Genomic DNA, 22,012 nt, shown 5'->3' on the forward strand with positions numbered 1-22,012 from the left:
CAACAAAGGTAATAAAATAAAGTTAGTCCCCTAGAATTAGGGGACAATAGAAGAAATATATCTAAAATAGGAGTTTAAACCATGAGTGAACCAGTCATAGTCACTTACTCGTTAGAGGAAGTTTTAAAAGAGCTAAAGCAAGAAATCAAGGACGTTAACACCAAACTCAACACTATACAAAAAGACGTTACAGATTTGAAAATCGGACAAGTCAGACTAGAGGAAAAACTAACAGGGGATATTAAAGCCCTTGATACAGAAGTTAAAGGAATAAATAAGCGATTAGATTCTCAAGAGTTTCTCAATCGTTCAGTTGTGGTGGGTTTTATCTTAGCATTTGTTTCAGGGGTGATTAAGTTATTTTTTCCCAACTTTCTCCACTTCCCCAATTAATGACTGTTTTTGAGTTGGGTTTCGTTTCTCTACTCGACCTACGACAGAAACTTTGTCGAAAGCACTATAATAAAGTTACTGATAATTAGTTTCAAATCATTATGACCACTGTAACAGAAATTCAATCGGCCATTCAAACCCTTTCTTCTGATGAATTTGCCTATCTAAAACAATGGATAATTGAGTTAGACTGGAAACAATGGGATAAAGAAATTGAAGAAGATTCCCGCCTAGGAAAACTGGATTTCTTGATTGACGAAGCATTAGCAGAGAAAGCACAACATAAATTACAGGAACTTTAAGTGCATAGAACAACTCTGAGGTTTTGGCAATGTTTCAATGAGTTACCAGAGTCAATTCAAAAACTCGCTAAAAAGAATTTTGACCTACTTAAAAGTGACTTAAATCATCCCTCTTTACATTTTAAAAAAGTCGGTAAATTTTGGTCTGCTAGAATTGGAATAAATTATCGAACTCTAGCTTTTAAAGATGGAGAAGATTTGATCTGGGTATGGATTGGAACTCATGAAGAGTATGAACAAATCTTAAAACGTGGTTAATCATTAAATTCTGCTAAATCTTCTCTTTCCCCTGAAGACGCTTGAATACTCTGCACGTCGGCTCTCCCGACATCTTGGTATAAAATGTATAATCAGCTACAATACTTAAGATGGTGGGTTACGACGCGGATTAAAACTTATTAGTTTTTCATCAAAATCATAGCCGCGTCTAACCCACCCTACGAATTATAAGCTTTACTTATCACCACAAGTACGGGAGAGCCCTCTCAGAAGCAATATAAATGATGTTACTAATAAATTAGGATTATTAACAGGTTTTGAATTTACATTTATGCGTTTTTTTCTATCAGATCTACCTGGTTTATCGTCTTCTAATATGGTAAATAACTGTGAACATTATTTACTATGCTATTCATGTTTTAGTTTTAAAATCCTGGCTTATATTTTTATCATAATATCTATTGTTATTTGTTTATACAAAGGATTTGTTACTCAACCAATAAGATTAATCATCAAGCCTGAAGATTTGCTTTTAAAAGCTAAACACGGAACAACAACACAATCCAAAAAAGCAATTATTGAAAATATTTGGAAAAATAGCGTTAAAGATGCAATGAGATTATTAGAGATGAGATCAAAAGCGTTGAAACAAGCTGTATTATTATTAATGATATCGATGATATTTGCAGGATTAGATATTATTATTCATTTTGTTTTCTATGAATATAAATAAACAACGCTATAAGTTTAACCTTGGGTTTCATTCCTCTACCTAACCTACGACAGTTGGAAAAATAACTTAGGTAGCTCTACATATTACGCCCCAATATTATCTTTAAAAGAATTATTAGAAACTTGACCAATCAATCTATACTATATAAAAAAAAGTAATGATTGAAATGGAAATAAACTCCTCTCACCTATATTTAGGAAAAGCCAACAAAGAGTTTTTTATCTTTAAAAAGATTCAAAATCAGAAGTAAATCCAGGAAATTTTGTGCAATCTTCTTGAAAGTTTTCAACTTCGCTAATATCCTCAATTTTGTAAGCCATAAGGCGCGTCTCATCGGGTCTTTTTTGAGAAACTATTAATTCAGCTTGATAGTTTTGGGTCATGGCTTTGAATTCAGCCCCAGAACGTTTCCAAGCATCTCCATCACAATGAATATTTACTCGCCACATTGCAGTTAACCATAATTAATAATCAGTCACATCTTACCACTAAACTAGAAAATAGTAACTAAGATAAATTATCGTTTTATGCTTAGGGGCTTGACTATGCTTTACTAGATAAAGAAGTATCTTATGGTGAGAAAACTTTAGCTGAAAAAATATAAAGTTATGATTGAACTTACACCCGCCGCTGTTAAAGAAATTAAACGAATACAAAAAAGCCGTCAACAACCAGAAAGCTATTTCCGACTGGCGATCGCTCAAGGAGGGTGTTCTGGCTTATACTATGCCCTAGAGTTATGTGAAACCATACCCAATGGGGAACAACCCTATGATCTCGAAGGAGTTTCCTTAATTATCGAGTCAAAAAGCCTTCCCTACCTGGAAAACTTGCGCCTAGACTACGCCGAAGATCTGATGGGAGGGGGGTTTCGTTTCCATAACCCCAACGCCCAAGCTACCTGTCGTTGCGGCCTTTCCTTCAGCCAAAAAGTTTAAATATAAATTAAAGAGTTGACAGAGCATACCATATATCGGTAGTATGGTAATTTGTCAACGATTTTACGGATGATAGGGGGTCTTTCTTGCCCTTCCTGTATACAAACCAACTATGCCCACTATTCAACAACTGATTCGGAGCGAACGCTCAAAAGCCAAAAAGAAAACCAAATCTCCCGCCCTCAAGCAATGTCCTCAACGTCGGGGAGTTTGCACGCGGGTTTATACCACCACACCGAAAAAACCCAACTCAGCCCTGAGAAAAGTTGCCAGGGTGCGTTTAACATCAGGGTTTGAAGTCACAGCCTACATTCCCGGCATTGGTCATAACCTACAAGAACACTCCGTTGTTTTGATTCGTGGCGGACGGGTGAAAGATTTACCTGGTGTCCGTTATCATATCATTCGCGGTACCTTAGATGCCCAAGGGGTGAAAGATCGCAAACAAGGACGTTCTAAATATGGAACAAAGCGTCCCAAAAAAGCCTAAAGCTTCGTCGATAGTTTCATTATTCTTTTCTGCCCTTAACCATCCTTATCGGATAGTTGCCAAAGTTAAGGACGGGAAAACCAAGAGAAACTAGACAAATCTAAACAGAATCTCCCATCGGCCCCCAAGCGTTATCAGGGAGAAGCGTAAAACTATCTTTAAATTTATCAGGAAAGAGCCACCATGTCTCGTCGAGGAAACATCAAAAAACGCCCCGTTCCCCCCGATCCCGTCTACAATAGCTGTTTAGTTAGCATGACCATTCGTCGAGTCATGAAAAGCGGCAAAAAATCGGTAGCGTCGGGTATTATGTATGATGCCATGACCACTATCGGAGAACGGACAGGCAGCGATCCCCTAGAAGTGTTTGAAAAGGCCATCAAAAATCTCACCCCCTTAGTCGAAGTAAAAGCCCGTCGTGTGGGTGGTGCAACCTATCAAGTTCCCATGGAAGTCCGTTCGACAAGAGGAACTACTCTGGCTTTACGTTGGCTGATCCGCTATTCTCGTATACGGGGCGGTCGTACTATGGCCAGTAAATTAGCCAACGAAATTATGGATGCCGCCAATGAGACAGGTGCCGCTATGAAAAAGCGGGATGAAACCCATCGTATGGCAGAAGCGAACAAAGCCTTTGCTCACTATCGCTACTAGGAAAAAGGCAATTCCTGGAGGGATGTGAACCATAGCCCAATTTTCCCAAAGATAAAGTATAGAATTGTAAATAGTGTAAACCCATAGACTGAATCAAGATAAGAAAATCAGCGAGGCAAAACAAAGGAGGTAGCTGTGGCACGTAATATCCCGCTGGAGAGGGTGCGAAATATTGGCATTGCTGCCCATATAGACGCGGGCAAGACAACAACAACAGAACGAATCCTCTTCTACACAGGAATTGCTCATAAGCTCGGTGAAGTCCATGAAGGTACAGCGACTATGGACTGGATGGCCCAAGAACAGGAGCGGGGTATCACCATTACTGCGGCTGCCATTACCACCAGTTGGTTGGATCATCGAGTAAACATCATTGATACCCCTGGTCACGTCGACTTTACCATCGAAGTTGAACGTTCTATGCGGGTTTTAGATGGGGTAATTGCTGTTTTTTGTTCAGTGGGAGGTGTCCAGCCTCAATCAGAAACGGTATGGCGGCAAGCCGATCGCTATCAAGTTCCACGAATTGCCTTTGTCAACAAGATGGATCGCACGGGAGCCAACTTTTTCAAAGTTTATCAGCAGATTCAGGAGCGACTGAGAACCAAGGCGGTTCCTATTCAAATTCCCATCGGTAGTGAAACGGAATTCCATGGCATTGTGGATTTAGTGCGGATGCGAGCCAAAATTTATCAAGATGATTTAGGTCAAAATATTGAAGATACTGAGATCCCAGCCGAACTCTTAGAACAAGCTCAAGAATATCGCAGCCAACTCATTGAAGCCGTTGCTGAAAGCGATGAAAGCCTACTGGAGAAGTATCTAGAAGGGGAAGAATTAACGGAAGCAGAAATCAAGCGGGGCTTACGCAAAGGAACCCTAGATCGCTCCATTGTCCCCCTATTGTGCGGCTCTGCCTTTAAAAATAAGGGAGTACAACTGCTGCTTGATGCGGTGGTAGATTATTTGCCCTCCCCCTTAGATGTTCCCGCCATCAAGGGACTGCTGCCCAACGGAGAAGAAGACAGTCGCCATGCCTCCGATGATGAGCCATTTGCCGCCCTGGCCTTTAAAATTGCCGCTGATCCCTATGGGCGATTAACCTTTATGCGGGTTTATTCAGGGGTTTTGGAAAAAGGCAGTTATGTCTACAATTCCATCAAAGAGCAGAAAGAAAGAGTTTCCCGTCTGATCATTCTCAAATCCAATGATCGTATTGAAGTTGATGAATTGCGGGCGGGAGACTTAGGGGCCGCCATTGGCCTCAAAAATACCACCACTGGGGATACCCTGTGCGATGAAGACCATCCTATTATTTTGGAATCCCTCTACGTCCCCGAACCTGTTATTTCTGTGGCCGTAGAACCCAAAACCAAACAGGATATGGAAAAACTCTCCAAAGCCTTACAGGCCTTGGCTGATGAAGATCCCACCTTCCGCGTCAGTATTGACCCCGAAACCAACCAAACCGTAATCGCCGGGATGGGAGAACTTCACCTGGAAATCTTGGTAGATCGGATGTTGCGAGAATATAAAGTCGAAGCAACCGTCGGTCAACCCCAAGTCGCCTACCGTGAAACCATTCGCCAGTCCTCTGATGCGGAAGGGAAGTATATTCGTCAGAGTGGTGGTAAGGGTCAATATGGTCACGTGGTGATTCACTTAGACCCTGGAGAACCTGGCAGCGGGTTTGAGTTCGTCTCCAAAATTGTCGGGGGTGTCATTCCTAAAGAATACATTGCCCCCGCTGAACAAGGGATGAAAGAGGCCTGTGAATCGGGCATTGTGGCAGGTTATCCTATGATCGATCTCAAGGCAACTTTGGTCGATGGTTCTTTCCACGATGTTGACTCATCAGAAATGGCCTTTAAAATTGCGGGGTCAATGGCCATTCGCAATGCGGTTAACAAAGCTTCGCCAGTCATCCTAGAACCCATGATGAAAGTTGAGGTCGAAGTCCCAGAAGATTTCTTAGGAGATGTGATGGGAGATCTTAACGCTCGTCGGGGTCAAATCGAAGGGATGAACTCCGAAGACGGACTGGCCACAGTTTCTGCAAACGTTCCTCTCGCAGAAATGTTTGGTTACGCGACCGATATCCGGTCAAAAACCCAAGGCCGGGGGATCTTCTCAATGGAATTTAGCCATTACGCAGAAGTCCCTCGCAATGTCGCTGAGGCGATAATCGCTAAAAACAAAGGGAACGCATAAAACAGTGAACCGTGAACAGTTATTCAGTGAACAGTAAGCCATTCATAGTGGATAATTAACTATTGGTAACTGATGACTGACACAGATTACTGTCTAGAAAAAGAAGACAAAAAAAGGAACAGTTGATTCATGGCACGCGCAAAATTTGAACGGACTAAACCTCACGTTAACATCGGAACTATCGGTCACGTTGACCATGGTAAAACAACCCTAACAGCAGCAATTACCATGACCTTGGCTGCTACGGGTCAAGCCAAAGCTCGTAACTACGAAGATATTGATGCGGCTCCCGAAGAAAAGGCACGGGGGATCACCATCAATACCGCCCACGTAGAATATGAAACAAAAGATCGTCACTATGCCCACGTAGATTGTCCTGGCCACGCTGACTATGTGAAAAACATGATCACTGGAGCCGCTCAAATGGACGGTGGCATCTTAGTGGTATCCGCAGCGGATGGCCCCATGCCCCAAACCCGTGAACACATTCTGTTAGCGAAACAGGTAGGGGTTCCTAGTCTAGTGGTCTTCCTCAACAAGAAAGATATGGTTGATGATGAAGAACTCTTAGAACTCGTAGAACTTGAAGTTCGGGAACTGCTCAGTGAGTACGGTTTTCCTGGAGATGACATTCCCATTGTGGCCGGTTCTGCTCTGCAAGCAGTAGAAACCCTTAAAGATGATCCCAAACTGGCTAACGGGGGCAATGAGTGGACTCAGAAAATCTTAGACCTCATGGCAGCCGTTGATGAGTATATTCCTACTCCTGAACGGGAAATTGATAAACCCTTCTTGATGGCAGTAGAGGATGTGTTCTCTATCTCTGGTCGGGGAACTGTGGCTACCGGACGGATTGAACGGGGCAAAGTTAAAGTGGGTGAAACCGTTGAAATCGTAGGAATCCGCAAAACCAGCAGCACAACGGTGACTGGGGTAGAAATGTTCCAAAAACAGCTTGAAGAAGGACTCGCAGGAGACAACGTAGGCTTGCTGCTACGGGGGGTTAAAAAAGAAGATATTGAACGGGGCATGGTAATTGCTAAACCTGGTTCAATCACCCCTCATACAACCTTTGAAGGGGAAGTCTACGTCCTAACCAAAGAAGAAGGTGGCCGTCATACGCCTTTCTTTAAGAACTATCGTCCTCAGTTCTATGTACGGACAACTGATGTGACGGGAATCATTCAAGATTACACCTCTGACGAAGGGGATGCAGTAGAAATGGTGATGCCCGGCGACCGGATTAAAATGACGGTAGAGTTGATTAATGCCATCGCCATTGAACAAGGAATGCGCTTTGCCATTCGGGAAGGCGGCCGTACCATTGGTGCGGGCGTGGTTTCCAAAATTCTTAAGTAGGACAACCAGACAATGAACAGTGACCAGTTAAGGGGAACCCCAGCTGGTCACTCGTTTTCTCTCAAGATACTTTGACATCATTACTGAACCTGGACAATTAAACATTATGGCTACCCTTGCTCAACAAAAAATTCGCATTCGTTTAAAAGCCTTTGATCGTCGCTTACTGGATACTTCCTGTGAGAAAATTGTCGATACTGCTAACCGCACTGATGCCACAGCCATTGGCCCCATCCCCCTGCCCACTAAACGCCGGATTTATTGTGTGTTGCGATCGCCTCACGTTGACAAAGATTCACGGGAACATTTTGAAACTCGGACTCACCGTCGCATTATCGATATTTATCAGCCTTCTTCTAAAACCATTGATGCTTTGATGAAATTGGATTTACCGGCTGGGGTTGAGATTGAAGTGAAGCTATAACAAGACAAGGGGGTAGGTTTTGGGGTTAGGGGTTGGGGCTGATCTCACGAACGAAGCCTGTATCCTGCCTTCTTCAATTGTTATTTTTGGCAAAAGTGAACAAGTTATACACGATCGCTAACATCTATCCCTTACACTGGCAGTCATAAGCAACTAAATCTTACTTAACTGTTTAGAGGAAAAAGCCATGACCTGCGATCAACTTCAGCAGTCTTATCAACAACAACTGGTTAAAGCCGGAGTATCTCAGCAAAAAGCGGAACAGGCAGCTAGAGCATTAAGCCTCAAGGAATTAGAAATTATTAGTGAAATTTGGGAAGATTGGGGGAATGTAGTTGCTCGTTCGGACTGGCAAACGACATCATAACTAATCAAAAGAAAACTATTACTAAATAACTCTACCGAGCAATACCTCCCTGACGTTCACAATCAAATCCTTGGGCATACCAATCTGAGAGGTTGACTTCCCTAAGGGGTGTAACGTTTAAACAGGGAGGTTGTATGATTTGGCTAAAGACAGCCCAGATTAAACTGCGGGTGACATCAAGGAAGGTTTTTAAGCTCGATTCATTGTTGCCAGGTACGCCAATTTCCTTAACCGTATCCACTTCAACGGCGATCCCTTTCGCCCCTAACTGAATTTGTGCCAGCCATTTAGCTCTGGGAAGATGGCTTGGGGACGTGATGAGTTTAACTTTATTAAAGCCTCGCTGATGCAGCAGGGGAACACAAAAGAAAAAATTATCAAAGGTCGAATGGGCGCACTGTTCAAGCAAGACTTGCTCCATGGAGGCTTGTTCTCTCTCGAAAATAAGCTTAACACAAGGAGCTTTTGAGCCTTGAGAGATGATAATGGGAATGTCAGGATCTTGGCTGGCTAATTGGGCGGCATAGATTTCTCGTCGAATACTGCCCCCTAACACTAAAATTCCATCGACGGGTTGATGGGAATTGAGGGGTAATCTTACGCCAACATTGTATACTAAACTACTGACGATAAATCCGACAGCAGCAAAAAAGATTAGTGTCAACAGCCGATTAAATGTTCTTTTACGTTTCTTTTTTACAAGGCGGCTTTTTAAATCAAGTTTTAATTTAGTCACACTCTTCCAATATCCTCTAGATTAATTATTAGCTTATAATTCTAGATAAAACTTTAACTGACGACAAAGCTTAATTATTAATATTTGCATCAATCGGATCAAAAAGGTTTATCATAGTACCTATGTTCTGAAGATTGGGAATTGTGATGGAAGCTTTAACACCTGCTCAAAAAGAATTATATGACTGGCTTGTTCAATATATTAACGAAAAGCAACACGCCCCGTCCATTCGTCAAATGATGAAAGCCATGAATTTGCGATCGCCGGCCCCGGTACAAAGTCGTTTAGAAAGACTGAGAAATAAAGGCTATATTGATTGGACAGAAGGAAAAGCCCGCACCCTGCGAATTCTGCACGCTAAACCCAAAGGAATTCCCATTTTAGGCGCGATTGCTGCTGGGGGTTTAGTCGAGCCTTTTACAGATGAACAAGACAAATTAGACTTATCTCATCTATTGCAACCCGATAATTATTATGGCTTGCGGGTGACAGGAGATAGCATGATTGACGATCTTATTACGGAAGGAGATTTAGCCATTATGCGTTCTCTCGCTGCGGATGAAACCTTAAAAAATGGGGAAATTGTGGCAGCTAGAGTGGACGGTTATGGAACCACCTTAAAACGATTTTATCAAGAGGGTGAAGTGGTAATTCTCAAACCGTCTAACCTCAAGTATCAACCCATTGAAGTTAAGAGTAATCAAGTTGAAGTACAAGGAATATTAGTGGGAGTTTGGCGAGGGTATTAAGGCTTCTTATTGGGTTAGTAACTGATGAAAACTTAAGGAAAATTTCAGGGTTATTATAATTGATTGCCCTGTTTTTTTTTTATAATAAACTTGTAATAGACTCGCCACGGAAAAAGTTAAATGAGTAAAGATAACGGTGCTGAATTGCCTCTTTGGGTACAAGATCGCAATACAGTTTTGGCTCACGATGAAGGGGTAGAATGGCGGGAAGGGAAACGTCCTGACTATTCCCATACTGACCAATTTTTGCAGAAAGAAAGTCAATATAATCATCCCTTGGGGTCTTTAGAAGCGATCGCCCAAAATTTAGTCAGAACTTTTGAGATGGAAGCTTCCCATAAGTTGAACCCTCAACAGTGGTTATCTATTGTTGTTGATAAGTTTCAAATGAGTAGTAATGGGGGCCCAATTTATACGGCTCAAGATGTTATTGATCAAGGGACTTATAATCTTTTCATCGATAAAACAAAAGCCTATGATCCCAAAGAAGAGAGTTTTAAATCTTCTTTTGAATTGTTTCATAATGCCTTTCCTAATGGGTTCCTTTGGGAATTAGTAGAAGTAGTATCCGGCCCTCCCAATGTAACGTTTAAATGGCGACATTGGGGAACATTTAGCGGCCCTTATAAAGAGCATCAACCGACGGGAGAAACTATTGAAATTGTCGGTTTAAGTGTCGTAAAAGTAACTGATGACTTAAAAATTCTGTCCGTTGAGCATTATTTTGATAATAGTTCTTTTCTCCACAAATTAACCTCTGGTTGTCCTTTTCATTAATGTATGAGCTAGAGTCAGAAGTCACCGTGCCAGGAGAAATATAAAGAATTAAGTCAAAGAATACGAGAGCTTGATTTGATTATTGCTCCTTAAATTCCATAATTTCCTTTTATATTAACTATTCTGACTCCTGGCTCCTAAACTCTACCATAACCCAGTTTCGCCGAACTCACGTTGATCAGCAAAAAGAACCGTTAAATTAAGTATGTACTTCCTTATGTCTTGTCTTCGATGCAAAGTGTTTATTTAAAATTTTTGCCGATTGTGATGGCAATTTTCGCCTTAATTGCTAGTCTAATTACCCTACTATTGTGGAGTGAAAATGGATTTATGTCAAAAGCAGCCGCTTGGGAGGTTGTAGAGAATGCCATTATCACCCTAATGGGGGAATATCCAGAGAAACCGACAACAATTACGGGAAGAGTTATACAATTGTTTCTCTTAGTTTTTGGAACCTTGGCTTTTGGAACCATTGTCGGCAAGATTTCCTCATTATTTGTCGCTCATGCTCTTTCACAGGAGAAAGTTGTGAAGAATTTTAACGACCATATCATTATCTGTAACTGGAATAACAAAGCTCCGACAATTATCCATCAGTTGCTTGAGGCTAATAAGCATCACCTAAGAGACATTGTGATCATTTCTGCATCAGTTATCGAAGACCTTGATGATTTAGAAAGTCAGAGGAATGTCTATTTTATTCAAGCAGATCCTACCCATCATGTTACCTTAGAAAAGTTTCAAGCTTCTCAAGCTAAAGCCATCATTCTTTTAGCCGATGAAGAAACTGAAGGTCCCGATGAAAAAAACACTCTAATTGCCTTGGCGATTAAACATCTCGAACAAATCCCTAACCGACAAAAAGATATTCACGTCATTGGGGAGTTGGTCAATTTAGACCGTCGGCGACATCTGAAAGAAGCGGGTGTTGATGAAGTAATTTCCGCGCGAGATTACAGTTCAGGAATTATTGCTCAAAGTGCTGTATTCAAAAATATGTCTATGGTCTATCAGCAACTACTAACTTATTCAGATTGCTCCAATGAGTTTTATTATATTACCCCAGAGCAGTATCCAGGATATTTACTGGGTAAAACGTTTACAGAACTGAGTACATGGATTAGTAATGATCTTGGATCTCAGGAAGAAAATCCCTTGATTCTAATTGGTATTAAACGAGGAAATGGAGAGATCCTACTGAATCCAAAACAAAGTCATTTTCAGAGACTTGCAGCAGAAGATTCACTCATTGTCATGGCTTATAATCAACCTATGTAGGGCTTGCTGAAAAAGTATTCTATTGAGAAAGATCCTTAAGCTTCAGGATGAAAGTAATGATAAATATCTCTTGCTAAAGCGGGGCCAATCCCTGATACGTTTTGTAATTGTTCAATAGAAGCCTCTCGAATATAATCAAGAGAATGGAAATGTGCTAATAATTCTTTCTGTCGTTGAAATCCCAAATTAGGAATCTCATCTAAGCGAGATCGCCTACTTTTTTGTAACCGTTGTTGACGGTGAAAACTAACCGCAAAACGATGGGCTTCATCCCTAACTCTCCTTAATAATTGTACCCCTGGTTGTTCCGGTTCAGTTAATAATGGCTGAGACTCTCCAGGTAAAAAGATTTCTTCTCGTTGTTTGGCTAAACTAATCACATTTAAAAACGGAAAAAGCTTCAGATCTTGTAAAACTTTAATTACAGAAGAAAGTTGTCCTTTTCCTCCATCAATCATAATTAAATCGGGATAATCTGCTAACTTTAATAATTCTTCCTCTGTTTTATTTTGATAGGAACGAAAACGGCGACCAATTACTTCAGCAAGACAGGCAAAATCATCAGAATGACCAATCGTAACAGTAGGATTTTTTATCTTATAATGACGATAGGATTGTTTCGCCGGAACCCCATCAATAAAAACTACTTGAGAAGCCACAGCATTTGATCCTTGAATATGGGAAATATCATATCCTTCAATGCGACGGGGTAAGTCGGGTAAATCTAATAATTGTGTAAGATCTTCTAAGGATAATAAATTCTGTTGTACATGACGTTGTGTTTTGGCTAATTCATAACTTGCATTCCTTTCAACTAAACTAATTAACTCGGCTTTTTGTTGTCGTTGAGGAACAATAAAATTAACTTTCCGGCCTTTTTTTTCACTCAACCATTGGGCCAGAATTTCTGTTTCTGGTAACTCATATTGAACCAAAATTTCACTGGGAATTTCCACCTGATCAACTTGCCAATAATGTTCTTCTAAAACCCGTTGTAAAATATTGCCTGGAGTACCTGACTCGGTATCAGCAAAAAAACCTAATCTTCCCACTAAACGACCCGCCCGAATTTGAAACAATTGAATACAAGTGTATTGCTCATCTGCGGCTAAAGCGATCGCATCTCGTGACACAGTATCATCGGGTAAAGCGACTTTTTGGTCCATTCCTAGGACATTGAGGGCTTTAATTTGATCTCGAATTTGGGCTGCTTGTTCAAAATTTAGGGCAGTTGCCGCTTTTTCCATTTGTTCTTGGAGTTTAGCGAGTAATTCTTCTGTACGTCCTTGGAAAACCATGGCCACTTTTTCCACAATTTTATGGTAATCAGTAGGGGTAATTAAACTTTGACAAACCCCTGGACAACGACCAATATCATAGTTTAAACAGGGGCGATCTTTAAATAGGGGACGGGGACGCTGACGTAAGGGAAAAATGCGTTTAACGAGGTGTAAAGTGGAACGAAGATGATGAGTATCAACATAGGGGCCATAATAGCGATCGCGTTGATTATTTAAGCGTCGTTTACGGGTAATAAATATTCTTGGATAATCTTCAGACCAAGTAATACAAACATAGGGATATTTTTTATCATCTTTTAGGAGAACATTAAAGTAGGGTTGATGTTGTTTAATTAGGTTTGCTTCTAAGGCTAAGGCTTCTGCTTCTGTATCGGTTACAATAAACTCAATATCTGCTATTTGTTGCACCATTAAGGCAATACGAGGGCTGTGAGGTTGACCATTTTGGAAATAAGAACGAACCCGCGATCGCAATTTTTTTGACTTCCCAATATAGAGAATTTCCCCTCGATGATCTCGCATTAAATAGACACCAGGTTCAGAAGGAAGGGTCTTTAAACGGTGTTCTAAACTATTAGAAATGGGTGATGATATCATAAGATTTTTAAAGCATTTAATTATTAATTTTTATTTATTACTTGTTACTTAGTCAATTAGTCAGCTTTCCAATAACTAACATTTCCCAGGTTTCCTGGAACAACTATCGCAGCTAAATAATCAATTTGGGGAACAAAAGACAATAATTGCCAATGAGGTAGGTTAATCAATTGTAGCGGAGAATCAAGGGAAATTTCTACTTTATCTAAACCTCCGCTAATTCCCTCCCCTGTAGCTTTTAAATAGGCTTCTTTTGCCGTCCATAATTGAAAGAATGCTTGATCTTTATCGGGAGGAGAAAGAGTCTTAATTTTCTCAGCTTCTTGAGGGCAAAAAAAACGTTTAGCTAGTTGTTCAGCATCAGACATCGGTCTTATATATTCTACATCAACTCCAATGAGACGATCACAAGTAATTCCATAAATTGCTAATTCTTGGGAGTGAGACAAATTAAACTCCAATTGCCGAGAATTTATCTCATCACTTAGTTTTGGTTTACCTAAATAACTATATTCAAAAGTAATCTGAACAGGGGGAATCTGTAAATAATGACTTAAAATATTTTTTAGGGTACTTCTAGCAACAATAAACCGTCTTTGATGTTGCTCAAATCGAAACCTTTGCGCCTTAATTTGTTCTTGATCATTGAGAATTTGAAAGCGTTGGTCAACTTGCTCTTTAGATAAATCCAGATTCATGCACCAAAGATGAACATCAATCTTATTCAGGGTAATAGATTTAGTTGGAAAAGACCACATAAACAATTTTTAAAATGATTAAACTTATTAAATAACGGGCAAAGAAAAACGAAAACAACTGCCTTTTCCGACTTCGCTTTCTACTTCAATTACCCCCCCTTGTAATTCTACCAGACGACGGGTAATTGCCAGGCCAATTCCTGTCCCCCCAGAATAACGAGATCGAGATTTATCTGCCCGCCAAAACCGTTCAAAAACATAGGGTAAATCTTCAGGGTTAATACCAATTCCTGTATCAATAATAGCGACCCAAATTTTAGATTTATCTCGCCAAGCTTTTACTGTAATAGTTCCTGTTTCTGTATAACGAATAGCATTACCTAATAAATTGACTAAAATTTGTTCTGTGCGATCATTATCGGCTAAAACTGGCGGTAATTCTGGGGGACATTGTAACTCAATTGTCGGGCCATCATCCATTAGTTGATCGGCAAATTTCTCTACCAATGAAGTTAACAAGGGAAACAAAGAAATTGGATGTAAACTAATGGACAAATACCCAGCTTCTGCTTTAGAAAGTTCTTGGAGATCATGAATTAATCTTTCTAAGCGTCGAGTTTCTTGAATAAGACGGACATAAAGTTCAGGAGAAGATTCTACCTTTCCGTTGGCTAATTCTTCTAAATATCCTCTCACAACAGTTAAAGGTGTGCGTAATTCATGGGTCATATCACTAATTAATTCTCGCCGTCTTTTTTCCACATCTTCTAAACTACTTGCCATAAGATTAAAGCTATTTCCTAACTGATTCCATTCAGGAATTTCACTTTCTGGCATTCGTTCCTCTAAATGACCTTCTGCTAATTTTTGGGTAATCTCTTTCATCTGATTTAGGGGTTTCATGATACGGCGACAAGCCCAATAACTGAGTCCTCCTGACGCACTTACCCCAAAAATTACTGACCAAACAGCACTATTGTCCCAGGCTGTTTCAAAGCCTTTTACTAAATAAGTTCTCGCTGAACGAACGGTAAAAAATCCTCGCTGTTCGAGTTGTTCTAATCGCACGACAAACATTCGAGGAGAGGAAATTTTAGCAATACAAATAAAACTCCCTAATCCTACAAACATAACTAATAAATGGGATAAAAATAAGCGAGTTCCTAGACTAAGTTTTGCCATTGATGAAGTAAAAGAAATTTGATTATTTATCTCAATTACCGTTTATTATATCTCGATCTTGTTAAGATAAAGGTGAATGTTGGGTTTCGTTCCTCAACCCAACTACTATCTTACCTCTATTCAAACTATGATACTGAGCAAAATAAATTCAAGGGAAAATGACCATAGGTTCCCACTAAAGTATGGTTTTCACATTGACAAGAAAGCAAAACACCACGATAACTTCCTGTATAAGAATCAACATAATAAGACATTTTCTCCGTATTAAATTTGATATAAATTGGCGTTTGTTTGGGGATAGAAGTTTTTATTTCTAATTCATCAGAATAACCCAAAGCTTTAAGATAACTTTTCAGAGATTTAAAGCCTTCTTGAGAATTATCAGCGCAAATGCCTATATTTTGGGTATCGCAAAGACTTGATACTAATCGAATCGCTTGACGCAATTTTTCTTGCTCGGAGTAAAAGTCAACAATCTTAACTTGGAGACAGCTATAATCTGCCAAAAGTTTTTGGGCTTCTTCAACAGTTAAAGTCGTATTAGGTTGAGTCATCATATTAGGAGTAAGTAAGTTAACAGTAACAAAAATAGGTGATTTTAACAGGTTTGAATCCCTAATTATGGGTGGATTTATACCCTGCTTTACCATGAATTAGATGCCTAAAAATGCAAATATAAGGCATTGTTATAGAGGATAGATTCTTGATGGGTTTCTAAGACACAATCTGAGCGTGGATAGGCAACACAAGTCACTGTATAACCTGCCTGAATTTCATCTGAATTAAGAAATGTTTGCTCACTTTGATCGATTGTTCCTTCAATCAGTTTGGCCAGACAAACAGAACATTCTCCTTGAAGACATCCTGATGGTAAGCGCATTCCCGCCATTTCAGCCAGATCTAATATGTACTGATCGTCAGGCACTTCTAGGATGCGATCGCTCTGAGTAATGGGATTGATTAACCGAACTTGATAAACTGCCATCGCTGCCCCAAAAACTATCCCTTATTATTTATGCTACGACGAGAAAGGGTATCATCGAACTAATCTGCTAAGGTTTTTAATATTTCTCCTGAAAAGGTTATCATCAAAAGAGATGAGTTATGGCATGACTGATGGGTGAAGCAAAACGTCGTAAAACAGCTTTAGGCGAACAGTATGGTCAAGAGGAACGCATTTTGTCATGGGTTCCGATTACGAAACGTCAAGGGGATGCCTTCTACCAATGGACAACGCGGGGTGCTTGGATTGGTATTGGGGTGATGGTCGCACTTTGGGTAACGGTGCGTCTTATTGGCCCTCTTTTCGGTTGGTGGGAAGTTCAATAATCAAGAATAATGCTTGTGAATATTAAAGTATAGCTTAACCCTTAAGGGTTTGACCCTATATTTTTTAATAGTCCAATCAGGGCTTACGCGTTAAGCCCCTACACACGGTACCATTTTCCCAATGTAGGGGCGCAGGGAAACTGCGCCCAAAATGTACTGTTCTTAAATTTTTCATTTTAATGATGAAAACGAATCCCTAAAAAGACATCATAGAGGAAGTTCCAGAGATTTTTTCCTTCTAATAATCCTAAAGATTGCTCGCATCCTTTGGCATCTAATAAGGGTTTAGTTGCATGATAAGCAGGTTTATATTTATACCAAGGAATCGACGGCCAAAGATGATGAATTAAATGATAATTTTGCCCAAAAATTATGAGGTTTAACACCGCACTAGGATAAACTCTAGCGTTTTTCCAACGATCACGCTCCTGAAAGGGACGATGGGGTAAATAATCAAAGAATAACCCTAAGGCAACCCCGACAACTAAGGCGGGAACAAACCAAAAATTCATGACATAACCAATAAATCCATAATGAATGGCAAGAAACACAACTGTAAACAAAAATAATCTACTCAAAAACCACTCCAATAATTCGTATTTTTTCCACAAACTACGCTTAAAAAAGAAGATTTCATGGTAAAAAAAACGGGCGGCAATTAACCACAATGGCCCCCCTGTTGAAACAAAATGATCCGGATCATTATCAGGATCATTAACATGGGCATGGTGTTGTAAATGTACCCTTGTAAACACAGGAAAGGCAAAACCCAACATTAACGCGCTACCATGACCCAAAATGGCATTAATAATGCGATTTCGATGACCAGCATTATGAGAGGCATCATGAATCACTGTACCCGACAGATGGAGGGCCAGAACATTAGAAGTGAAACATATCCAACTCGGCCATCCCCATAACCAATAGCCGCAAGTTGATAAACCAATGAGGGACAAGGCAGTAAAAAACATTACTACATTGGGATTAAACCCCCCTGGGGCTTTGAGAAACTCTTTGGGGACTGTTTGCAGCGTATCGGCCGACTGCATAGGGGTTTCTTGCTCCTTTAGCGACATTATCATTGATCTTTGAGTAGTTTACAGGATAACAGACTTTTAATAAAGATTTGTAACATTATCTCATCTTATGTAAAGATGGGGTATAAATTACCAATTATCAAGGTTGGGCCATGGTTCATTCCTTGAGCAAATAAGACTGTCGATCCAAGATAGCCTAGGTTTTTGTCGGAATATCAGTACAGCCTGAGTATTTTAACTTTCTTCCGCGAGAAGTCCCCCGATATTATAGGTGGGTATGTCACTTATCTAAAACGAAACCTGCGGCAAAGGCTTCTAGAATTGCTTTGAGATCAATTACAATAACCCTCGATAACGAATAAAAACCAAAATAACCGCCCAAGATCCCAAGGCTACTTTGATGGCAACTAAGATGTTTAATAAAGGTATGACCCCACCACTAAGCAATGTACCTAATTCTCCTTGGGGTAGTTCTAATCCCACCAAAGTAATCACCGCCAACACAATAAAAATCAGCACGGAAACCTTCTCCCAGGTGGCCGCGTGCCAACGTTGATAAATTCTTTGCATCCACTCCGAAGGTGAGGTAATAGCGATTAGTCCGATCGCAGTTCCTCCGGCTACTCCGGCTGCAAACCCCCCACCAGGAGTAAGATGGCCCCGAATAGCCAATTCAATACTGACTAATGCGGCAATAGTTGCCCCCAACCGTGCTAAAACAATCGATGGTTGGTCATTAAATTGATGAATGAGGGTTAAGGGTTGTTCATTGGCCAACAAAAAACGGGCCCCCATAATGGCAATAGTAAACACAACTACCTCGAAAATCGTGTCATAGAGGCGATTTCTGAAAATAATCCCTGACACCGCATTGGGAACCCCAGTATCTTGCACGATGGTCTCTACAATGGAGAAATCAAGTAACTCCGCGACAGGATTAGGAATGACAAGCATTTTGACATAAAGAGCGATTCCAGCCAGAAGATAAACCCATTTCATTGCTGTTTCTCCTTAGTATCTGAGGGGGTAAAATGAGTCACTGATGAGAGTTCCGGTTTAATGATGTCATAGAGACGTTGAACCCTGGTAACGGTGTGATAGGGTTGTTCTGTGATATTGCGATCGCCTTCTAAGTTTAGCTGACAGATACCATGAACTTCTTTTTTAAGTAATGCTTGGTCTAAGTCTTGTTGAGCTTCATAGGGAACTAATTCTAGACGTAGGTGATGTTTATCCAAGACGCTTCTCAAACTGTTGATGAGTTGCTTTTGAGGGGTTTCTGTTGCCTCATTTTCCACCATTCCCAGACGCATAACCATAGATGAACGCACAGCTACACCATAGAGAGTAATAGCTAACATTGTCCCGACTAAAGCTTCTGTTAAAGCGACATCTGCTGCTCCAAACATAGCATAAATTAAGGCTGCTATTGCCCCTAAAATGCCCCTAATAACTAAAGCATGGTAAGGATTAACTTGTAGGATAACTAAAGCAGCAGATAAGGGCAAAAGGGCGGTTATAACATAGAGATAACTATCACTCATGATTCCCCTCACTACTAGAACAATAAGCTAAGACATACCCTAAGACTGTATTCCAAATAGCTAAGGAAATAAGAGCTAAAACGAGCAAAGGCCATTCACTGGGGATTTTTAAGAGTAATCCCACCATAATACTCATTGATCCCAAAGTATCGGCCACAGAAAGACTATGAAGTTTATATAAAACTGAGCGATCGCCGATCAGGGGCCAAGTTCCCCAAAACCAGAAGACGATTCCTAAACTAATTAGAGTATAACTTACAAGATTAATCATATATTCCTCATCCGTTTTAAAATCTGAGCTAATAACATTAAGGAGGCATTACCCACACTGAGAATGATCACCCCGACAACACCGATCATCCAATCATCCCGTAGGACAGAAATTACCAAAATCATCACCGATGTTTTAGTCGCAATGCTGGCAAAGGCTAACATTTTTTGCCAAATATCTTGATCTTGACAAGCTTCATATATAGGGATAAGTAAAGCAAAAATCATGGTCATTAATATCCAGTTCATGACTTTTTCCTCGGTAGAATGCGATGGACTTCATACCACCCTGCTTGGTGATATTTCAAGACAATGGTTTTTGGCGTAAAGGTAATTAAAAAAATGTCTAAAAAAATCAGTCCAGAGGTTCGTTGGGGTTTAACTCGTTCCATTGTCACCCCTTCTTCGGTATGGGGACGAAACATGATTTCAAAGGCTTCAAAATAGGCTTGAGGAATGGCGATCAAGACTTCAAATAGGGCCCGCAACCAATCTTTTAAAAGCCCTGGAGAAGTTAGTTTACGGGGCAATAGCAAGGCGATACTGACCCCAATAATAATATTAGCCAAACTGAGATCGGCGGTTAATAAAAACCAGATAGTAAGTCGTAAAATTAAGTCTAAATAGCCAATCATGGGAACACCATCCAAAAGATTAGGATTAACATTAAACTCATACCTCCGATCAGATGCTCAAATTGTTCAATCGCACGGGGAAACTTGATGATAGAACGTTGAAAAATTAGAAAATAAGCCAGCCATCCCAGGAAAATTGTAGCGAGGGGTTTAATGGTATTAGCAACAGTATAAGCTTGGAAATAGACCACATTTGCTATTATTAACCCACCTAAAAGCAGGGCCATGGCCGGCCAAAATCCTGGTTTAACCTTTCCTTGTCCCGTTTGAGAATCATGGGGTAAAAAAATGAATTTTGCAAAGGAGATCGCTGTTCCAAAAGCTGCTAAATTCATACCGATCGCTTGCCAAGATAAAATATTTTTCATGGTCAATATTTTGGCCCCAAAACCCGATAATAAGGGAAAACCAGAAATGGAGAAGCTTGCTATAACCAGAGCGATCCAAATTGGGGTATAAATAGGTTGATGTTTGAGTTCCTTCAAGTTGCGACTGGGCAAAACCCCGGCAATGAGGAATAAAGCCGATTTGACTAACCCGTGAGTTAAAGCGTAAAAGCCCCCCACTTCTGGCGCAGCGAGGATAAAACCTAACTGGGAAACGGTGTGAAAGGCTAACATCCGTTTACTATCTTTTTCAAAGACGGCATAACCAACCCCCAAAAGGGCTGTTCCCACGCCAAAAAGACGAATGATCGGGTCAATTTCTTCGATCATTAAGGCACAACGCACGAGGGGAAATACCCCTGCTTTGACCACAACTCCTGATAACATGGCGGAAACAGGTGTTTCTGATTCAGAATGGGTTAGGGGTAGCCACAACCCTGAGACGAAAATTCCGCCTTTGGTTAGGAGTCCTAAAAAAATGAGGGCGATCGCTTCTGGAGGTGAGCCTTTGAGTCCCGCAAAACTAAAGGAATGATGGGCTTGATAGACTAAAATGGCCCCCACCAGATAAAACAGCATGGCGGTGTTACTGACAAAAAGATAACGCAACCCTACCCAAATTGAGCGATCGCTGCGAGGATAGGCAATAAGCAGAAAAGCTGCAATTCCAATCACTTCTAAGGCAACATATAAACTGATAAAATCAGCACAAATAAAGGCTGAGTTAACACTGCCATGTAAGATGATAAGTTGGGTATAAAAAAAGGCAGTTTTCTCCAGATTCCAACAGTAAAGAATGACTGCTGCTGTGACAATAGCATTAGTTAAAATGAAAAAACCACTCAGGTGATCGACAACTAAAATTACTGCAAAATTATCTAATAAATTTAAGTTTAAAGGTGAAGTATGACTAAATATTTGTAAGGCATATCCAGCCGAAACTATGGCGACGACTAAAGCAAGATAGCGGTCAATTTTAGGAAGTAGATAGATAGTAAAACCGATAAATAAGGGAATAGCTATCCAGATAATGGTTAGGGTGTTCATGGTGTATTATTTTTCTCGATTTCACTGCTTTCTAAGGTAGGATTATTTTTAGCTAATTTCATGACTCCGACTAACATTAAGGCTTGAATAGAAAAGCCAATAACAATGGCTGTTAAAATGACTGCTTGGGGAACAGGATCGGCATAATTAATATTTTCTTTATTACCAAGAATGGGGGTAAATAAGCCCTTTCTTGAAGCAACTAATACATAATAGGCAATTACTCCGGTACTCATCACATCCATTGAGATGATCTTCATGACAAGATTCTGTTTAAAGACGATGCCAAAAAATCCAATTAATATGGTTGCAAATATGAAGGCTTCTAACACGGTATTTTTGCTAAGGTTTATTGG

The 22,012-nt window shown here is 40.3% G+C and carries 30 protein-coding genes; 15 read left to right on the top strand and 15 right to left on the bottom strand.

The window, feature by feature from the left end:
• The first annotated feature begins 81 nt into the window (after nt 1–81).
• The 4 genes from VB715_RS15920 (at nt 82) to VB715_RS15935 (ending at nt 1,647) form a co-directional block, all read left to right on the top strand.
• Nucleotides 82–393, top strand: coding sequence for a hypothetical protein (locus tag VB715_RS15920; RefSeq protein WP_323302199.1), 312 nt, complete (start codon nt 82–84; stop codon nt 391–393).
• Nucleotides 394–494: 101 nt separating this feature from the next.
• Nucleotides 495–695, top strand: coding sequence for a hypothetical protein (locus VB715_RS15925; RefSeq protein WP_323302200.1), 201 nt, complete (start codon nt 495–497; stop codon nt 693–695).
• Nucleotides 696–953 carry a hypothetical protein gene (locus VB715_RS15930; protein WP_323302201.1) on the top strand — a complete coding sequence of 86 codons (258 nt, stop codon included), beginning with the start codon at nt 696–698 and terminating at the stop codon, nt 951–953.
• Nucleotides 954–1,245: 292 nt separating this feature from the next.
• Nucleotides 1,246–1,647: a hypothetical protein gene (locus tag VB715_RS15935; protein ID WP_323302202.1), complete on the top strand. Its 402-nt coding sequence runs from the start codon at nt 1,246–1,248 to the stop codon at nt 1,645–1,647.
• Between the two features lie 224 nt (nt 1,648–1,871).
• Here VB715_RS15935 and VB715_RS15940 read toward each other — a convergent pair whose 3' ends face one another.
• The gene (locus VB715_RS15940) at nt 1,872–2,096 is read right to left on the bottom strand and encodes a hypothetical protein (RefSeq protein WP_323302203.1); all 225 of its coding nucleotides are present in this window, start codon (nt 2,094–2,096) and stop codon (nt 1,872–1,874) included.
• Nucleotides 2,097–2,255: 159 nt separating this feature from the next.
• On the opposite strand from VB715_RS15940, the gene VB715_RS15945 reads away from it, so the two are divergent.
• From VB715_RS15945 to VB715_RS15975, 7 genes are all read left to right on the top strand, one after another.
• The gene (locus VB715_RS15945; protein ID WP_323302204.1) at nt 2,256–2,585 is read left to right on the top strand and encodes an iron-sulfur cluster assembly accessory protein; all 330 of its coding nucleotides are present in this window, start codon (nt 2,256–2,258) and stop codon (nt 2,583–2,585) included.
• Nucleotides 2,586–2,697: 112 nt separating this feature from the next.
• Entirely contained in the window at nt 2,698–3,075 is a 378-nt protein-coding gene (gene rpsL / locus VB715_RS15950) for a 30S ribosomal protein S12 (protein ID WP_323294224.1), read from the top strand.
• A gap of 183 nt (nt 3,076–3,258) precedes the next feature.
• Nucleotides 3,259–3,729, top strand: coding sequence for a 30S ribosomal protein S7 (gene rpsG / locus VB715_RS15955; protein WP_323294223.1), 471 nt, complete (start codon nt 3,259–3,261; stop codon nt 3,727–3,729).
• A gap of 135 nt (nt 3,730–3,864) precedes the next feature.
• Nucleotides 3,865–5,940 (top strand): elongation factor G, encoded by a 2,076-nt coding sequence (gene fusA / locus VB715_RS15960; protein ID WP_323302205.1) that lies wholly within the window; start codon nt 3,865–3,867, stop codon nt 5,938–5,940.
• Nucleotides 5,941–6,069: 129 nt separating this feature from the next.
• Complete coding sequence (gene tuf, locus VB715_RS15965; RefSeq protein WP_323302206.1) at nt 6,070–7,299, top strand: elongation factor Tu; 1,230 nt, start codon at nt 6,070–6,072, stop codon at nt 7,297–7,299.
• A gap of 106 nt (nt 7,300–7,405) precedes the next feature.
• Nucleotides 7,406–7,723, top strand: coding sequence for a 30S ribosomal protein S10 (rpsJ, locus tag VB715_RS15970; RefSeq protein ID WP_007304701.1), 318 nt, complete (start codon nt 7,406–7,408; stop codon nt 7,721–7,723).
• 187 nt (nt 7,724–7,910) lie between these two features.
• Complete coding sequence (locus tag VB715_RS15975; RefSeq protein WP_323302207.1) at nt 7,911–8,090, top strand: hypothetical protein; 180 nt, start codon at nt 7,911–7,913, stop codon at nt 8,088–8,090.
• A gap of 31 nt (nt 8,091–8,121) precedes the next feature.
• On the opposite strand, the gene VB715_RS15980 is transcribed toward VB715_RS15975, so the two are convergent.
• Entirely contained in the window at nt 8,122–8,826 is a 705-nt protein-coding gene (locus VB715_RS15980) for a YdcF family protein (RefSeq protein ID WP_416336945.1), read from the bottom strand.
• Nucleotides 8,827–8,972: 146 nt separating this feature from the next.
• On the opposite strand from VB715_RS15980, the gene lexA reads away from it, so the two are divergent.
• The 3 genes from lexA to VB715_RS15995 all read left to right on the top strand — a co-directional run bounded on the left by lexA (nt 8,973) and on the right by VB715_RS15995 (nt 11,630).
• On the top strand, nt 8,973–9,575 hold the full coding sequence (gene lexA, locus VB715_RS15985; RefSeq protein ID WP_323302209.1) for a transcriptional repressor LexA: 603 nt from the start codon (nt 8,973–8,975) through the stop codon (nt 9,573–9,575).
• Nucleotides 9,576–9,695: 120 nt separating this feature from the next.
• Nucleotides 9,696–10,352, top strand: a complete 657-nt coding sequence (locus VB715_RS15990; RefSeq protein ID WP_323302210.1) for a SnoaL-like polyketide cyclase — start codon at nt 9,696–9,698, stop codon at nt 10,350–10,352.
• 231 nt (nt 10,353–10,583) lie between these two features.
• Nucleotides 10,584–11,630 (top strand): NAD-binding protein, encoded by a 1,047-nt coding sequence (locus tag VB715_RS15995; RefSeq protein WP_323302211.1) that lies wholly within the window; start codon nt 10,584–10,586, stop codon nt 11,628–11,630.
• A gap of 35 nt (nt 11,631–11,665) precedes the next feature.
• Here VB715_RS15995 and uvrC read toward each other — a convergent pair whose 3' ends face one another.
• The 5 genes from uvrC to VB715_RS16020 form a co-directional block, all read right to left on the bottom strand.
• Nucleotides 11,666–13,528 (bottom strand): excinuclease ABC subunit UvrC, encoded by a 1,863-nt coding sequence (uvrC, locus tag VB715_RS16000; RefSeq protein WP_323302212.1) that lies wholly within the window; start codon nt 13,526–13,528, stop codon nt 11,666–11,668.
• Between the two features lie 56 nt (nt 13,529–13,584).
• Complete coding sequence (locus VB715_RS16005; protein ID WP_323302213.1) at nt 13,585–14,286, bottom strand: 4'-phosphopantetheinyl transferase family protein; 702 nt, start codon at nt 14,284–14,286, stop codon at nt 13,585–13,587.
• Nucleotides 14,287–14,313: 27 nt separating this feature from the next.
• Nucleotides 14,314–15,408 (bottom strand): HAMP domain-containing sensor histidine kinase, encoded by a 1,095-nt coding sequence (locus VB715_RS16010; protein WP_323302214.1) that lies wholly within the window; start codon nt 15,406–15,408, stop codon nt 14,314–14,316.
• A gap of 125 nt (nt 15,409–15,533) precedes the next feature.
• Entirely contained in the window at nt 15,534–15,962 is a 429-nt protein-coding gene (locus VB715_RS16015; protein ID WP_323302229.1) for a DUF1824 family protein, read from the bottom strand.
• A 107-nt stretch (nt 15,963–16,069) separates the two neighbouring features.
• Complete coding sequence (locus VB715_RS16020) at nt 16,070–16,393, bottom strand: 2Fe-2S iron-sulfur cluster-binding protein (protein ID WP_323302215.1); 324 nt, start codon at nt 16,391–16,393, stop codon at nt 16,070–16,072.
• A 131-nt stretch (nt 16,394–16,524) separates the two neighbouring features.
• On the opposite strand from VB715_RS16020, the gene VB715_RS16025 reads away from it, so the two are divergent.
• Nucleotides 16,525–16,737, top strand: a complete 213-nt coding sequence (locus tag VB715_RS16025; protein WP_323302216.1) for a DUF2839 domain-containing protein — start codon at nt 16,525–16,527, stop codon at nt 16,735–16,737.
• 176 nt (nt 16,738–16,913) lie between these two features.
• Here VB715_RS16025 and crtR read toward each other — a convergent pair whose 3' ends face one another.
• From crtR to VB715_RS16065, 8 genes are all read right to left on the bottom strand, one after another.
• Nucleotides 16,914–17,786 carry a beta-carotene hydroxylase gene (gene crtR, locus VB715_RS16030; RefSeq protein WP_323302217.1) on the bottom strand — a complete coding sequence of 291 codons (873 nt, stop codon included), beginning with the start codon at nt 17,784–17,786 and terminating at the stop codon, nt 16,914–16,916.
• Nucleotides 17,787–18,110: 324 nt separating this feature from the next.
• Entirely contained in the window at nt 18,111–18,773 is a 663-nt protein-coding gene (locus tag VB715_RS16035; protein WP_323302218.1) for a Na(+)/H(+) antiporter subunit B, read from the bottom strand.
• The gene (locus VB715_RS16040; protein WP_323302219.1) at nt 18,770–19,318 is read right to left on the bottom strand and encodes a DUF4040 domain-containing protein; all 549 of its coding nucleotides are present in this window, start codon (nt 19,316–19,318) and stop codon (nt 18,770–18,772) included. The genes VB715_RS16035 and VB715_RS16040 overlap by 4 nt, the downstream gene beginning before the upstream one ends.
• Nucleotides 19,311–19,589: a monovalent cation/H(+) antiporter subunit G gene (locus VB715_RS16045; protein WP_323302220.1), complete on the bottom strand. Its 279-nt coding sequence runs from the start codon at nt 19,587–19,589 to the stop codon at nt 19,311–19,313. Before VB715_RS16045 ends, VB715_RS16040 begins: the two co-directional genes overlap by 8 nt.
• The gene (locus tag VB715_RS16050) at nt 19,586–19,837 is read right to left on the bottom strand and encodes a hypothetical protein (protein ID WP_323302221.1); all 252 of its coding nucleotides are present in this window, start codon (nt 19,835–19,837) and stop codon (nt 19,586–19,588) included. The genes VB715_RS16045 and VB715_RS16050 overlap by 4 nt, the downstream gene beginning before the upstream one ends.
• The gene (locus VB715_RS16055; protein WP_323302222.1) at nt 19,834–20,223 is read right to left on the bottom strand and encodes a cation:proton antiporter; all 390 of its coding nucleotides are present in this window, start codon (nt 20,221–20,223) and stop codon (nt 19,834–19,836) included. The genes VB715_RS16050 and VB715_RS16055 overlap by 4 nt, the downstream gene beginning before the upstream one ends.
• Entirely contained in the window at nt 20,220–21,656 is a 1,437-nt protein-coding gene (locus VB715_RS16060; RefSeq protein WP_323302223.1) for a cation:proton antiporter, read from the bottom strand. The genes VB715_RS16055 and VB715_RS16060 overlap by 4 nt, the downstream gene beginning before the upstream one ends.
• Nucleotides 21,653–21,988, bottom strand: coding sequence for a cation:proton antiporter subunit C (locus VB715_RS16065; RefSeq protein ID WP_323302230.1), 336 nt, complete (start codon nt 21,986–21,988; stop codon nt 21,653–21,655). The genes VB715_RS16060 and VB715_RS16065 overlap by 4 nt, the downstream gene beginning before the upstream one ends.
• Nucleotides 21,989–22,012 lie beyond the last annotated feature (24 nt).

The organism is Crocosphaera sp. UHCC 0190 (assembly GCF_034932065.1).
Classification (GTDB): Bacteria; Cyanobacteriota; Cyanobacteriia; order Cyanobacteriales; family Microcystaceae; genus UHCC-0190.